Genomic DNA, 14,906 nt, shown 5'->3' with positions numbered 1-14,906 from the left:
ACTTCCCTACTTCAAGGTTACGGATTGCGTCTCAGCCGAAGGCGGCCCGGAATAGGGCGGCGCGGAATAAAATTTCACCAGATCGCTTTTCAGTTTTATGCGGGATTCTTCCACATAATAGAGCATATGCCCGCCTTCATAAGTTGTGAGCGGAATGCGCTTCGTCAAATTCACCGTGCGCAGATCAAGTTCGGTGGGGTAAAATGGCGTCACCATGTCATAAAGACCATGGACGATCGTCACCTTCCATGAAGGGTCTACCCGCAGGGCCCCCTGTATGTCCGGCACTGCTGTCGTTACCGCCCTGCTTTCTTTCTTGCCTCGATTCCAGTCCCAGAGAACATTTGGCGACTGGCCTCCGTCGACACCATCATTATTCAAATGCGTGTAATAGGATCCATTCTTGTAACCGATATAGACAGGGAGAAATTTGGCAAAGGCATTGTGAAAACCCGTATGCTCATAGTAGTTAAAGTTGTAAGGGATGTTCTTAGCAAACGATCCGCTCTTTATTTTCATACGCCCGTCGTAAACGTTGAGCAAATAACCGGGGAGAAGATTATTCGTTCTAAAAGCATCAACACTTAAATATGGCCCGCCTTCCCAATCTCCAACGCCGGTGAAATTTTTCATGTCAGTGGCAAATGAGGAAGGCGGCTGGATAAATGCCGGCCATTCCCCAGCCTTATAGGCTTCGAATGCCCGAAAAAGCTCACGATCCGCATATGCTTTTGCCTTCTCGATGAAATCCGCGACGGACAGATTTCCTCGCATGGCGCCCTTTTTGTGATAATCCGCGATCAGTGAGAATGTCGGCAACCACGCTCGACATTTGTATTTCTCCGACTCTACCACCTGCTGCGTGCAATTCTTGCTCATATCCAGAACCGGCGAGAGCAATATCGAACCGCTTAGAAAAATCGGCGGCTTGCCGGACGGATCGGGATCATAGCGGCTGCCCGCGGTATTGAGCAGCAGCTTGGAAAGGATCGGCACCCGCACGCCGGCGCCATAGGATTCACCAAACAAATATTTGGGCGAACTTTGGCGGTTATGCAAATTCACATAGCGGATAACGAAGTCTTGCATAAGCTCCGCGTCTTTCGTCACGCCCCAATAGTCCCGGTTCGTGTGGGCGACCACAGCCTTGGGGTTGTCGGATTTGTCATAAGTGGTAATGGCCACCGAATGTCCCGTTCCGGGCGGATCGACGAAGACGAGATCCGACTGATCAAGCAGGCTTTCCCTGTTTTCGAACAATGGAAAATCCTTCGGAGCCTCTTTTTCCGAAGATTCGGGCACTTCCGGCAAGCCGGTTTGCAAGCGCCAAGGGCCGAGCGCTCCCATATGCAGCCAGATCGAAGCGGAGCCGGGTCCGCCGTTGAAAAAGAACGTTATCGGTCTTTTTTCATGGGGCTGCTCGTCGCGCGTATAGCTGGTATAAAAAATTGCCGCTTCGGCTTCCTTGGGTTTTTCCGGATGATCGGCATCTTTCGGCGCATAGGCGATCAAATGGCCCGAGGCAGCCGTAAATTTGATGGATTGACCGCCAATCACCATTTCGTGCCGTTTCGTTGCGGGAGTCTCGTCCACCGAGGCCAAATCGATCGTGCCATCCTTGGTCGTATCATAAACGTTCGGATCATCCACCGCATGATCTTGCGGCGCGGCGAGATCAAACGCCTCGTCCGTCAGCCCCGCCGCCTGTAAAATGTCGACTGCTGCTTGAATTTTTCCGGCAAGCCTCAGCTTTTCCGCCTCCTGCCGGGCATTTATCTCAGCCTCGATCTTATTCAATCGCCCTTCGGCGTCTGCAATAGAAGTGTTGAGCTCTCCCAGTCTTTTTTCAGCTGCTGCTATTTCCTGATTTTTTTCTGCAAATTTTTCTTCAAATGCTTTCAGCCTATCTTCGGCCTGCTTTAATTGCTCGCTTGTCGCGTTATCATCGGCCTTCAGTTGGTCAAGCTCAGTCTTGGCCGCCTCGATCTGATTACCCAGTGTTTTCAACTCTTCTCTGGCAGCAACAAGCTTTTCGGACTCATCCTCGATCGTCTTCAATCGCCCTTCGGCGTCTGCAATAGAAGTGTCGAGCTCTCTCAGTCTTTTTTCAGCTGCTGCTATTTCCAGATTTTTGGCTTGAAACTTGTCTTCAAGTGCTTGCAGCTTGTCTGTGGCCAGCTCTATCTGCTCGCTTGTAGCGCTGTCATCGGCCTTCAGCTTGTCAAGCTCGGTCTTGGCTGTCTCGATCTGCTTGCCCAGTGTTTTCAACTCTTCTCTGTCGGCAACAAGCGCGTCCGACACAGTTTTTCTCTCGGCCCCAAGACTTCCGGTTTCTGTCTTGATCGCCGCCAACCGCTTTTCTGCCTCGGAGAGTTCGGTCTGTTTCGCCCCCAACTCCGCGGTGGTCTTCGTAAGCTCGAGTTTTGCATTGTTCAGTTCGGCGAATGTTCCATCCGTTGTTTTGGTTTCGGTGACCGATTTATTTTCCGGTGAGTTGGAGCCATCGCAGGCGGCAATAAACAGCAAAGACGCAAGCGCCAGTTTTCGAAAATTCATACTTGAAAAGCCTCTCTTAAAAGGTTTGAGGCTCCCAGTTCGGCCAAAGATCGTCAATTCGCCTAAAGTTCAATCTTGCGCATTTTCCCGTTTCGATGAGCCGGATGCTCGCCCTCGGCCCTCAAAAATTGATGGACTTGAGACCCCAAACCCTGTCAAAACGCCGCGATTGCCACCGAGTGGATGAACCCTTGAACGCGCTTCCTGCCCTTCCCGTTACGGAGATCTTCGGCGCACTCGATGCCGCGTTGGAAAAAGGCAATGCTGCGGTGCTTGTCGCACCGCCCGGCGCGGGCAAGACGACGCTCGTCCCGTTGCATCTCCTCGGCCACCCATGGCGCGGGGACCGCACAATCATCCTGCTTGAACCGCGCCGCCTCGCCGCCCGCGCCGCCGCCAGCCGCATGGCCAGCCTTTTGGGGGAAGAGCCAGGCATGACCGTCGGCTACCGCATGCGGCTTGAAAGCAAGGTTTCCGCCAAGACCCGCATTCTCGTCGTCACCGAGGGTGTCTTTGCCCGCATGATCCTCGACGACCCTGACCTGAAAAATGTCGCGGCAGTGCTCTTCGATGAGTTTCATGAGCGTAGCCTCGATGCGGATTTCGGTCTTGCACTGGCGCTCGACGTGCAGGGCGCATTGCGCCCGGACCTGAAGCTTCTGGTCATGTCGGCAACCCTGGATGGCGCTCGCGTGGCGCATCTCCTGAACGATGCCCCTGTCTTGGAAAGCAAAGGCCGCTCCTATCCGATTGACATGCGTTACCGTCCCCGCAATCCCGATGAGCGGATTGAGGATGCCATGGCAAAAGCAATCCGCGAGACGCTTCTGGATGAGACCGGCAGCATCCTAGCCTTCCTTCCCGGCCAGCGCGAGATCGAACGCACGACTGAGGCGCTGCAGGGCCGTGTTGCCGCCGATGTGATGATTGTGCCGCTTTATGGTGCGCTGGAGGGCCGCGATCAGGACGCGGCAATCAGGCCGGCACCTTCCGGCAAACGCAAGGTGGTGCTTGCCACGTCCATCGCCGAGACCTCGATCACTATCGATGGCGTACGCGTTGTCATCGATAGCGGCTTGGCGCGACTGCCGAAATTTGAACCTGCCACCGGATTGACGCGCCTGGAAACCGTGCGTGCTTCCCGTGCGGCAGTCGATCAGCGAGCCGGCCGCGCCGGGCGCACGGAGCCCGGCATCGCACTGCGTCTCTGGCGAGCCGAACAGACGGCGGCGCTGGAAGCCTTCGCCCCACCGGAAATCCTCGAAGCGGATTTGACTGGCCTCGTTCTCGATTGTGCCGCCTGGGGTGTTGCCGATCCGGCGAGCCTTGCCTTTCTCGACGCGCCCCCCGTCCCTGCCATCAAGGAGGCCAAGGCGCTGCTGGAAAATCTCGGAGCGCTGGAGAGCAATCGCGTCACGCCCATGGGCGACGCGATGCGGAGGTTGGCTTTGCCTGCGCGCCTTGCCCATATGGTGCTGACTGCACGCGAACGGGGGCAGGCATACAGGGCGGCGGAACTTGCCGTCCTGCTCACGGAACGGGGCCTCGGCGGCAATGATATTGATCTTGACGTTCGCCTCTCGCGCTTCCAGCGCGAACGCGGCGATCGTGCAACGCGGGCGCGCGGGTTGGCAAAGCGATTGGCGGGAAATGGCGGCGTTGCACCTGAACCCGACAGTGTCGGGCGTCTGCTCGTCGGCGCCTATCCCGACCGGATCGCCAAGGCGCGCGGCAATGGCCAGTTCACCCTGGCCAACGGGCGCGGCGGCGAGGTCGATCCAGCCACTTCGCTTGCGAAGTCGCCATGGCTCGTTGTTGCCGATCTCGCCGGGCGAGCGGGGCGTGCACGCATCCTTGCCGCTGCGGAAATAACCGAAGCCGAAATCCGCGAAGCGCTTGGCGGTAGCATCGTCAGCGGCCGGCAGGTGACCTACGATCCCGCGCGTAATGCCCTGCGTGCACGCGATGCCACCCGGATCGGCGCCATCGCATTGTCCGAAAAGACGCTGCCAGCGCCCATAGGCGAAGAGGCTGACCTTGGCGTCATCGCCGCCCTCCGTACGCATGGTCTCGAGATTCTGTCATGGTCGAAGGAAGCGACGATCCTGCGCCGCCGGCTTGCCTGGCTGCATCAGGGGCTCGGTTCGCCCTGGCCCGCGATGGATGACGATGGCCTCATCGCGTCGCTGGATGACTGGCTGTTGCCGTTCCTCAAGGGTTCGGCAAATTTGGGCCAGATCCCCGCGCATGTGCTGATCGAGGGGCTGCGCTCCGCTGTTCCCTATGATCTCCAACGCAAGATCGACACGCTCGCACCGACCCATTTCGAAGTGCCGACCGGCTCGAACATCCCGATCCGTTACGATGAGGGGGAACCGGTGCTGAGCGTGCGCGTGCAGGAATTATTCGGACTTGGTGTTCATCCTTCGATAGCCGGTGGTACCATTCCTCTCCTGCTTGAACTCCTGTCACCTGCACATCGCCCGATCCAGATTACACGCGATCTTCCCGGTTTCTGGAAAGGTTCCTGGGCCGATGTGCGCAGCGATATGCGGGGCCGCTATCCGCGTCACGTCTGGCCGGAGGATCCCGCAAATGCATCGCCCACTGCCCGGGCAAAACCGAGGGGAACGTGAGAGCCGCAGCCTCATCTCTCCCCTTGCGGGGGCGATAACGCCTGAAGACTGCACAATTCCCTTTGCACGCCATTTGTTCTAAAGCTCCCGCATGGTTCAGGATTTCGGCATACGCTCATCTTATCTGTCGCGTCGTTTGCGGCTGACCACGCTCATTCGTCTCCGCTGGCTTGCCGTTGCCGGCCAGAGCATTGCGGTGCTTTTCGTGGCGCTCTACCTTAAGTTCCCCTTCCCGGTCAGCATCTGTTTCGCGATGATCGCCTGTTCGGCGTGGTTGAACCTCCTGATGTCATTCCGCTATCCGATCAACCACCGGCTCGAGCCGCGCGCGGCGGTTACAGTCCTCGCCTTCGATATCCTCCAGGTGGCGGGTCTTCTTTATATGACCGGCGGACTGCAGAACCCCTTCGCGGTGCTGATGATCGTCCCCGTGATCATTTCCGCCACCTCGCTTCCGGCCTATGCGACCATAGCGCTCGGCCTTCTCGTCACCATCTGCGCGACGGTCCTTGCCAATGTCTACCTGCCTCTGCCCTGGTACGAGGGCGAGAGCATGCAACTTCCCTTCGTGCTCATTGCCGGCGTCTGGTGTTCGGTGGTCTCCGCCCTCGCCTTTACCGCCGTCTATGCCTACCGTGTCGCCGAAGAGGCGCGCCTCCTCGCCGATGCGCTGACTGCGACGGAGTTGATCCTGCAGCGCGAGCAACATCTCTCCGCGCTGGACGGCCTTGCTGCTGCCGCAGCGCATGAGCTCGGAACACCGCTTGCGACGATTGCCCTCGTCGCCAAGGAAATGGAGCGGAGCCTGAAACAGGACGACCGTTTTGCGGAAGATATCGAGCTTTTGCGTTCACAGACCGACCGCTGCCGCGAGATTCTGAAGCGGCTGACCAGCCTGTCCTCGACCAGCGAAGAACACATGTCGCGCTTGAAGATCTCATCGCTCATCGAGGAAGTCATCGAGCCCAACCGCAATTTCGGTATCAATATCGTGGTGAAGAAGCTGAGGGGCGACGGTGTCGAACCGGTCATCCGGCGTAATCCGGGCATCATCTATGGGCTGGGCAATCTGGTCGAGAACGCGATCGATTTTGCCAGGGCGACAATCGAGGTGAGCTGGGGCTGGACCGACAGGACCGTCGAGATCATCGTCAGCGACGATGGCCAGGGTTTTGCCGCCGAGATTCTCGACCGGATCGGCGAGCCCTACACCACCGGCCGCGACCGCGAAATCAATGAACATGGCGGCGGGCTCGGGCTGGGCCTGTTCATCGCCAAGACGCTTTTGGAGCGTTCGGGCGCGACGATTACCTTCCGCAATCGCAACGATCCGGGCCAGGGTGCGGAGGTCATCGTGAGCTGGCCGCGCAATCAACTCGCTGCCGATTGATAATCTTTGACTTTTTCTTCATTGCGAACCATTAACAACGAATAATATGAAAAAAAGAGCAGGAAACCCTGATGGAAAACACGGATCAGGACGATATTGCAGCCATAGGCGGCGATCCGACACTTCTTCTTGTCGATGATGACAAGCCGTTCTTGCAGCGTCTTGCGCGCGCCATGGAAACGCGAGGCTTCACCGTCGCCATTGCCGATTCGGTCGAAGCCGGACTTGCCAGCGTCAGGACCCACGCCCCGGCCTATGCGGTGGTCGACATGCGGCTCGGCGATGGCAACGGCCTCGACATTATCGAGGCTATCCGCGCCCGGCGCGAAGACACGCGTGCCGTGATCCTTACCGGCTACGGCAACATCGCGACCGCGGTCAATGCGGTCAAACTCGGCGCCATCGATTACCTGTCGAAGCCAGCCGATGCCGATGAGGTCTTTGCGGCATTGACGCGGCGTTCCGGCGAAAAGGTCGCTCCGCCAGAGAATCCGATGTCGGCCGACCGGGTTCGCTGGGAACATATCCAGCGCGTCTATGAGATGTGCGACCGCAATGTCTCCGAAACGGCCCGCCGCCTCAACATGCACCGCCGTACGTTGCAGCGTATTCTGGCCAAACGCGCTCCGCGTTAAAAGTGCCGCCTCTTGCCCTCCCCCTAAGGGGCAGGGCTAGGCATGGACCCTACTCCACATCCGTTTCAGGCAAATCGATCCCCGACAGCTCGGCCAAGGTCATGCGCGCTGCACTGACGCGGGCAAACCGCAGCGTCATCGCCTTGCGGGTTGCGCTTGCGAGCTTGTGCTCGGGCGCATCGCGGATGATCTCGGCGCCATAACCGTCCGAAAGAATGAATCCGCAATCCGAGGGAAAAATGTCCGCTGGAACACCCGGATGCGTAGCAAAGAACAACCGGTCGCAATGTTCGCGGTAGATCGGCCATTTGCGATCCACCCTCCAGTCCTCGATCGAGGATTTGATCTCGACGATCCAGATTTCTCCGCTGCGCGTCAAGGCAACAAGGTCGGCGCGACGGCCGGACGCCAGAGGCAATTCCGGCATCACCGCAAGCCCGAGTTCGAGAAAAAGTCGCTGCACACCGCGGCGTACCAGCATGGCGTTTTCCGATTGCCGCCCATCGATGAGCGGGCTTGTCTGACCCAGGCTGACTAGAGGCATGATCCGCAGATTATCGGCAAATTTGCAACCATGGCAAAAAAACTACACCGCCCGGTTGAGGATTGACAGGTTAACGAAAAACTTCGCTTTACGGTTAATCAGCCATTAACAATAATGGCGCTAGAGAGGCAACACAAGAAAACGCACATAGATTCGCTTTAACATTGGGGTGACCATGCAACTCAAGACTATCGTCCTCGCAGTTGGGCTGATGGCTACAACTGCCTTGACCGGCTGTTCTACGATCGGTTTCAGCTATTCCACCGCCTCCTATAATTCCGTTGTCGATGCCGGCTACGTGATACCCGCCGTTCCCCGCTCCAAGATCCCGCCGCAGTATCTGCGCCAGGAAGTCAACTATGATGGCAGCGAAGCGCCGGGGACGATCATCGTCGATACGGGTACGAAATATCTCTATTACGTGCTGGGCGGCGGCAAGGCGATGCGCTACGGCATCGGCGTGGGCAAGCAGGGTTTCGAATGGCATGGTACCGCGCGCGTCGCGATGAAACGCGAATGGCCGACATGGACGCCGCCGCGCGAGATGATCCAGCGCCAGCCCAAGCTTGCGGAATTCCGCGACGGCATGGACCCGGGCATCACCAACCCGCTCGGCGCCCGCGCGCTTTACCTGTTCAACAAGGGTGGCGACACCGGCTACCGCCTGCACGGCACACCGGAATGGTGGTCGATCGGCAAGGCCATGTCTTCCGGCTGCATTCGCCTGATGAACCAGGACATCATGGACCTTTACAATCGCGCGGAAGTCGGCGCCAAGGTCATCGTCAGATAATTTGCTGGCTCAGCAACCCGTCTAAAAGGCCGCTCTCGAGCGGCCTTCATTCGTTCCAGGGATTGAATACCGGTACACCGGTTGTGGCGAAATCCGCCACATTGCGGGTTACCACGGTCATGCCGTGGACAAGAGCTGTCGCGGCGATCATGGCGTCTCGTTCAGACCTCGGATTTGGCACATGCAATTCCGCGCAACGCAGCACAGCCGCAACGTTTAACGGAAGAATTCTTTCCTCGAACTTAGGCAGAACCCAGCCATAGAGCCAAGAGCTCAGAACCGCGCCCTGCGCTTTGTCGCGGCGCTCTACCCTTAGCGCGCCTTGTCGTATTTCCAGCAGCGTAACTGAAGACAGGAAAAACTGACGAAATGGAACCGTCGATGCCCAGCCCATGACTCTTGGATCCGCTTTGTCAAGGAGGAACATCATGGCGCCATCGAAATTCTGTCGTGTTGACCTGATACACGACCGGCCCCATAGATTGTTGCAGACGCTTAATTGAGACTGGAAGCCCATCATGTTCAAGACCGTTGCCACCAAGCCATTCGACGACCAGAAGCCCGGAACATCGGGCCTGCGCAAGAAAGTCCCGGAGTTTCAGCAGGAAAATTACGTCGAGAACTTCATCCAGTCGTTGTTTGATTCGCTTGAAGGCTTCAAGGGCAAGACATTGGTGATCGGCGGCGATGGCCGCTATTACAATCGCGAAGTGGTGCAGATCGCCGTCAAGATGGCGGCCGCCAATGGTTTCGGGCGCGTTCTTGTCGGCAAGGGCGGCATCCTGTCGACGCCGGCAGCCTCCAATGTCATCCGCAAATACAAGGCGTTCGGCGGGCTCGTCCTGTCGGCCAGCCATAATCCGGGCGGTCCTACCGAGGATTTCGGTATCAAGTACAATATCGGCAATGGCGGACCTGCTCCCGAAAAGATCACCGAGGCGATCTTCGCCCGCTCCAGGACGATCACGCGCTATATGATCGCCGATGCGCCGGATATCGATATCGATACGATCGGCACGCAGAAGATCGGCGAGATGGATATCGAGATCATCGATCCCGTCGCCGATTATGCCGAACTGATGGAACAGCTGTTCGACTTCGATGCGATCCGCGCCTTGATCAAGTCGGGCTTTACCCTGCGCTTCGATTCCATGCATGCGGTCACGGGCCCCTATGGCAAGGAAATCCTCGAACATCGCCTCGGCGCACCGGAGGGCACCTGTATCAATTTCGTGCCGCTCGAAGATTTCGGCGGACATCATCCCGACCCCAACCTCGTCTATGCCAAAGACCTCTACGATCTTCTGATGTCGCCAAATGGTCCTGATTTCGGCGCGGCCTCCGATGGCGATGGCGACCGCAACCTGATCATCGGCAAAGGCATCTTCATCACCCCATCCGATTCACTCGCCATGCTTGCGGCCAATGCGCATCTCGCGCCCGGCTACAAGGCGGGCCTCAAGGGCATCGCCCGCTCCATGCCAACCAGCGGTGCAGCCGACCGTGTCGCGGAGAAGCTGAAGATCGGCATGTATGAAACCCCGACCGGCTGGAAATTCTTCGGAAATCTACTCGATGCGGATATGGCTACGATCTGCGGCGAGGAAAGCTCCGGCACCGGATCCAATCATGTGCGCGAGAAGGATGGTCTGTGGGCGGTGCTGCTCTGGCTCAACATCCTTGCGGTGCGCAAGGTCAGTGTCAAAGAGATCGCGCACGAGCATTGGGCGACCTACGGCCGCAACTATTATTCGCGCCACGACTATGAGGGCGTCGATACGGCCGGCGCCAACAAGCTGATGGACGATCTGCGCGCCAAACTGCCAACGCTGCCCGGCACCTCCGTGCAGGGCCTCAAGATCACACATGCCGATGACTTCGCCTATCACGATCCGGTCGACAAATCGGTGAGCAAGAACCAGGGCATACGCGTCCTGTTCGAAGGCGGCTCGCGCGTCGTCTTCCGCCTGTCGGGCACCGGGACATCCGGCGCAACCATTCGCGTCTATATCGAGCGCTACGAACCCGATCCGAAGCGCCACGATCTCGAAACGCAAGGCGCGCTAGCCGACCTCATCCGCGCCGCACACGACCTTGCCGATATCAAGGGACATACCGGGCGTGATGAGCCAAGCGTGATCACGTGAGGATTTTGGCAGTAGGATAGATTGCATCTATGCTCTTGCGTGGTTCGACAGGCTCACCATGAGGGAGTGTGGTGGACTGCAGAGCGCTCCATTCCGCAGATTCAGCACGAGCCTTGACGTAGACGGTATGTGTGCAATCCATCACACGCCCTCATGGTGAGCCTGTCGAACCACGCACAACGCCGATGCATTGCAAAGGACCATACGCGATGCCAGCAACGCCTACTCGAACACGATCGCCGGGGCGGCGCGTCCGCCTTTCGTCGCGGAAAGCTGTTCCCAGACTTGTGCCGCGATCTCGCGATAAGCCTGTGCCTGCGGACCATCGGGATTGCTGACAACGACGGGCGTTCCGGCATCGGAGGTCTCGCGGATTTCCATCACCAGAGGCACCTCGCCGAGGAAGGGAACGCCCAGGCGCTCCGCCTCCTTGCGTGCGCCGCCGTGGCCGAAGATGTCGTAACGCGTGCCGGTGTCCGGTGCGATGAAATAGCTCATGTTCTCGATGATGCCGAGCAGCGGCACCTCGACCTTCTTGAACATGTTCAGACCCTTGCGCGCGTCGATCAGCGCGAGGTCCTGCGGTGTCGAGACGATGACGGCACCGGCCAGCGGTACTTGCTGCGCCATGGTCAATTGCGCATCGCCGGTGCCGGGCGGCATATCGACCACAAGTACGTCGAGGTCGCCCCACTGCACTTCGCGCAGCATCTGCGTCAGCGCCGACATGACCATGGGCCCGCGCCAGATCATCGGCGTTTCCTCATCGACGAGGAAGCCGATCGACATCACTTTGAGGCCGTAGCCCTCCATCGGCTTCAGGACGCGGCCGGACACAACCTCCGGCCTGCCGTGCAGGCCAAGCAGACGCGGCATGGAGGGCCCGTAAATATCCGCATCCAGAATGCCGACGCTGTGGCCGTTGGCTTTAAGCCCCAGTGCGAGATTGACGGCCGTCGTCGACTTGCCGACACCGCCCTTGCCCGAGGCGACGGCGATGATCGCGCCGACGCCGGGCACGCCTGCCTTCGCCGGAGCGCCGTGGCTGTGGCCATGCGCCTGTTGCGCGGGTGCACCCTGACCTGCCGCGCCGCTCTGGGCCACGACCCGCGGTGGCGGAACCGCCCCTGCCGGCGCAGGACGTTGTGCCGGGCGCGCTGCGGGTGCTGGCCGCGGCGGCGCATCATCGCTTGTCGGCCCGCCTTTCTTCTCGGCGGTCAGCGCGACGATAGCGCCGTTTACCCCCGGCATCGCCTTGACCACACGCTCGGCGGCGGCGCGCAAAGGTTCGAGTTCCTGCGCTCGCGCTGCCGGCACGGTTATCGAGAAGAACACCTTGTTGTCGGCGATGAAGATATCCGAAACCAGCCCGAGCTCGACAATGTTGCTGTTGAAGTCCGGCCCTGTGACCGTTCTCAATTGCTCGAGCACCTGCTCCTGCGTCACGCTTGCCATTACGATTCCATCCCTGTCATTCCTTCCAACTCAAATAGTGCAGTTGGAGCGAATCGCCAATGGTCATTATCCGCGCAAGTGCCGTCAGATTTTCGCGAGGATCGGTGCCAGGCGCGTCTTGTAGGCCTCGAAAATCGCATCCCGGTCGCGGTGCCGGCCTTCATGCACCACATGCCGTCCGGCTGACCAGACATCGCTGACCGCGTGGCGGTCGCCCGCGAAGATCCAGCCATCGAGCAGCCGGTCGCCCTTCAGCCCCAGCAGGGCGGGGTTTTCGGCATCGAGCGCGATCATGTCGGCCCATTTGCCGGGCGCCAGGCTGCCCGCGTCGCGACCGAGAGCCTGCGCACCGCCGGCGAGCGCCGTATCGTAGAGCGTGCGGCCGCAGGATTTGCCATTGACCGAAAGCGTCACCCGGGAGACGTCGCGCAGGCGCTGGCTGTATTCGAGCTGGCGCAGTTCCTCCGAGGGTGAAATGCGGATGTTGGAGTCGGATCCCGTGCCGAAGCGCCCGCCTTGGCTGAGATAGTTCACCCCCTCGAATATGCCATCGCCGAGATTGGCTTCGGTGATCGGACATAGACCGACAACCGCGCCGCTTTGCGCAACGCGCTCTGTCTCTTGCCGGTTCATGTGCGTCGAGTGGATCAGGCACCAGCGATCACCGACCGGCAGATGATCGAGGAGCCATGTCATCGAGCGCTGGCCGTAGGCTGCCTGCACCTCTTCGATTTCCGGGATCTGCTCGGCAATGTGGATATGGAACGGGACCTTCGCAAAATGCCTTTCCAGCGCTAGCAGATCGCCTTCGTTGACGGCCCGGATCGAATGCGGCGCGACGCCGAAGCCCGCATCGGCACTGACCGATCTTGCTGCTTGCTCCGCCTGCCCCGCCAGTTGCACGTAGCGGCCGAAATCATTGCCGAAGCGTAATTGCCCGCCCGCCAGCGCTCGCCCGTCTACGCCGCCTTGCATATAGGCGACCGGCAACAGCGTCAGGCCGATGCCGGTCGCGCTCGCCGCAGCCGCGATCCGTTCGGACAACTCGGCCAGATTCGCATAGGGATGCCCGCCCGGCTGGTGATGCACATAGTGAAATTCCGCAACGCTGGAATAGCCGGACTCCAGCATCTCGACAAAGGCGAAGGCGGCGATCGCCTCGATATCCTCAGGATCCAGAATGTCGAGGAAACGGTACATGATCTCGCGCCATGTCCAGAAGCTGTCGCGCCCCGCTGGGCTGCGTGCCTCGGAAAGCCCGGCCATCGCCCGCTGGAATGTGTGGCTGTGGAGGTTTGCCTGCGCCGGCAGCAATATATCGACCGCAAGGGCGTTGGGCAAAATCGGACTGCCGGGCAGTACGGAACCAATGCGTCCTGCACTGTCGATCTCGATCAGCACATTGTTCTCCCAGCCATTTGGCGTGAGCGCTGTCCGGGCGAACACCGATTTTCTGGCCTCAGTCATTTCTTTCCTCCCGCCGGATTGACACGTTATGTATATACATATTAACCTTGCGGGCAAGACCAAAAAGGGAGCGGGCTGCGGCCGATGAGGAAAATTCTGTCCGGATTGAGGATCGCCACGCTGGAACACACCGGCGCGCCTTATGGTCTCGTCGAAGATGGCGCGATCGGCATTGATGGCGTGCGGATCGCCTGGGTTGGAAAGACTATCCCCATCGACTGGAGCGATGTCGAGCGCCAGGATTTCGGCGGCAGGCTGGCAACCCCTGCCCTCATCGATTGCCACACGCATCTTGTCTTTGGCGGTAATCGCGCCCGCGAGTTCGAGATGCGGCTCGAAGGCGCGACCTATGAGGACATCGCGCGTGCAGGGGGCGGCATCGTCTCCTCGGTCAAATCGACCAACGCCCTCAACGAAGAGGTACTCCTTGCGCAATCCCTGCCGCGGCTCGATACCTTGCTTGCCGAAGGCGTCTCCACCGTCGAGATTAAATCCGGTTACGGGCTGAATATCGGCGCCGAGCTGAAGATGCTGCGCGTCGCTCGCCGCCTCGCCAAAATGCGCCCCGTGCGCATCCGCACAAGTTACCTCGCGGCCCACGCGACACCACCGGAGTATAAGGGCCGGCCCGATGACTATATCGCCGAAGTTGTCCTGCCCGGTCTCGATGCCGCGCATGCGGAAGGTCTCGTCGATGCGGTGGATGGGTTCTGTGAGGGTATCGCCTTTTCGCCCGCCCAGATCGCCCGCGTCTTCGACAAGGCGGAGTCACTCGGCTTGCCGGTCAAGCTCCACGCCGAACAGCTCTCCAACCTTGGCGGGGCCAAGCTTGCAGCGTCGTATGGCGCGTTGTCCGCCGACCATCTCGAATATCTCGACGAGGAAGGCGCCAAGGCCATGGCGGCTGCCGGCACCGTCGCGGTGCTTCTGCCGGGCGCGTTCTATGCCCTGCGCGAAGAGCGCGCCCCGCCCGTCAATATCTTGCGCGATGCCGGCGTCCGCATCGCCGTCGCCACCGATTGCAATCCCGGCACATCGCCGCTCACCTCGCTGCTCCTGACAATGAATATGGCATGCACGTTTTTCCGGCTGACCGTCGAGGAAGCGCTTGCGGGCGCCACGCGCGAAGCCGCGCGCGCCCTTGGTTTGCATGAGGAAATCGGCACCATTGCGCCGGGTAAGCGGGCCGAGATCGCCATCTGGAACGCCGAGCAACCAGCGGAACTTTGCTATCGCATCGGCTTCAACCCGCTCCACCAGCTCGTTTTGAAAGCATAATCGAC

The 14,906-nt window shown here is 59.6% G+C and carries 11 protein-coding genes; 6 read left to right on the top strand and 5 right to left on the bottom strand.

What is annotated here, in order from left to right; translation table 11 throughout:
* Positions 1–6: 6 nt before the first annotated feature.
* A complete protein-coding gene (locus J2X72_RS04845; protein ID WP_310068987.1) occupies positions 7–2,613 on the bottom strand; it encodes a S10 family serine carboxypeptidase-like protein in 2,607 nt (868 codons plus the stop codon).
* A gap of 134 nt (positions 2,614–2,747) precedes the next feature.
* Between J2X72_RS04845 and hrpB the strand changes: the two genes are divergently transcribed.
* The 3 genes from hrpB to J2X72_RS04830 all read left to right on the top strand — a co-directional run bounded on the left by hrpB (position 2,748) and on the right by J2X72_RS04830 (position 7,217).
* Positions 2,748–5,192: an ATP-dependent helicase HrpB gene (gene hrpB, locus J2X72_RS04840; protein WP_310068985.1), complete on the top strand. Its 2,445-nt coding sequence runs from the start codon at positions 2,748–2,750 to the stop codon at positions 5,190–5,192.
* A gap of 91 nt (positions 5,193–5,283) precedes the next feature.
* Positions 5,284–6,582, top strand: a complete 1,299-nt coding sequence (locus J2X72_RS04835) for an ActS/PrrB/RegB family redox-sensitive histidine kinase (RefSeq protein ID WP_209998348.1) — start codon at positions 5,284–5,286, stop codon at positions 6,580–6,582.
* A gap of 71 nt (positions 6,583–6,653) precedes the next feature.
* Positions 6,654–7,217 carry an ActR/PrrA/RegA family redox response regulator transcription factor gene (locus J2X72_RS04830; protein ID WP_209998351.1) on the top strand — a complete coding sequence of 188 codons (564 nt, stop codon included), beginning with the start codon at positions 6,654–6,656 and terminating at the stop codon, positions 7,215–7,217.
* Between the two features lie 49 nt (positions 7,218–7,266).
* Here J2X72_RS04830 and J2X72_RS04825 read toward each other — a convergent pair whose 3' ends face one another.
* Positions 7,267–7,761, bottom strand: coding sequence for an MmcB family DNA repair protein (locus tag J2X72_RS04825; RefSeq protein ID WP_209998353.1), 495 nt, complete (start codon positions 7,759–7,761; stop codon positions 7,267–7,269).
* A 175-nt stretch (positions 7,762–7,936) separates the two neighbouring features.
* Between J2X72_RS04825 and J2X72_RS04820 the strand changes: the two genes are divergently transcribed.
* Entirely contained in the window at positions 7,937–8,554 is a 618-nt protein-coding gene (locus J2X72_RS04820) for a L,D-transpeptidase (protein WP_209998354.1), read from the top strand.
* 46 nt (positions 8,555–8,600) lie between these two features.
* Here J2X72_RS04820 and J2X72_RS04815 read toward each other — a convergent pair whose 3' ends face one another.
* A complete protein-coding gene (locus tag J2X72_RS04815) occupies positions 8,601–8,984 on the bottom strand; it encodes a type II toxin-antitoxin system VapC family toxin (RefSeq protein ID WP_310068982.1) in 384 nt (127 codons plus the stop codon).
* An 85-nt stretch (positions 8,985–9,069) separates the two neighbouring features.
* On the opposite strand from J2X72_RS04815, the gene J2X72_RS04810 reads away from it, so the two are divergent.
* On the top strand, positions 9,070–10,701 hold the full coding sequence (locus J2X72_RS04810; RefSeq protein WP_310069337.1) for an alpha-D-glucose phosphate-specific phosphoglucomutase: 1,632 nt from the start codon (positions 9,070–9,072) through the stop codon (positions 10,699–10,701).
* 222 nt (positions 10,702–10,923) lie between these two features.
* On the opposite strand, the gene J2X72_RS04805 is transcribed toward J2X72_RS04810, so the two are convergent.
* Together J2X72_RS04805 and J2X72_RS04800 are read right to left on the bottom strand one after the other, a co-directional pair.
* On the bottom strand, positions 10,924–12,156 hold the full coding sequence (locus J2X72_RS04805) for an Mrp/NBP35 family ATP-binding protein (protein WP_310068980.1): 1,233 nt from the start codon (positions 12,154–12,156) through the stop codon (positions 10,924–10,926).
* A gap of 84 nt (positions 12,157–12,240) precedes the next feature.
* A complete protein-coding gene (locus J2X72_RS04800; protein ID WP_310068979.1) occupies positions 12,241–13,623 on the bottom strand; it encodes a formimidoylglutamate deiminase in 1,383 nt (460 codons plus the stop codon).
* 84 nt (positions 13,624–13,707) lie between these two features.
* On the opposite strand from J2X72_RS04800, the gene hutI reads away from it, so the two are divergent.
* Entirely contained in the window at positions 13,708–14,901 is a 1,194-nt protein-coding gene (gene hutI / locus J2X72_RS04795) for an imidazolonepropionase (protein WP_310068978.1), read from the top strand.
* The last annotated feature ends 5 nt before the right edge of the window (positions 14,902–14,906 follow it).

The organism is Phyllobacterium sp. 1468 (genome assembly GCF_031455525.1).
GTDB lineage: Bacteria > Pseudomonadota > Alphaproteobacteria > Rhizobiales > Rhizobiaceae > Phyllobacterium.
This window is presented reverse-complemented; position numbering and strand designations above follow the sequence as displayed.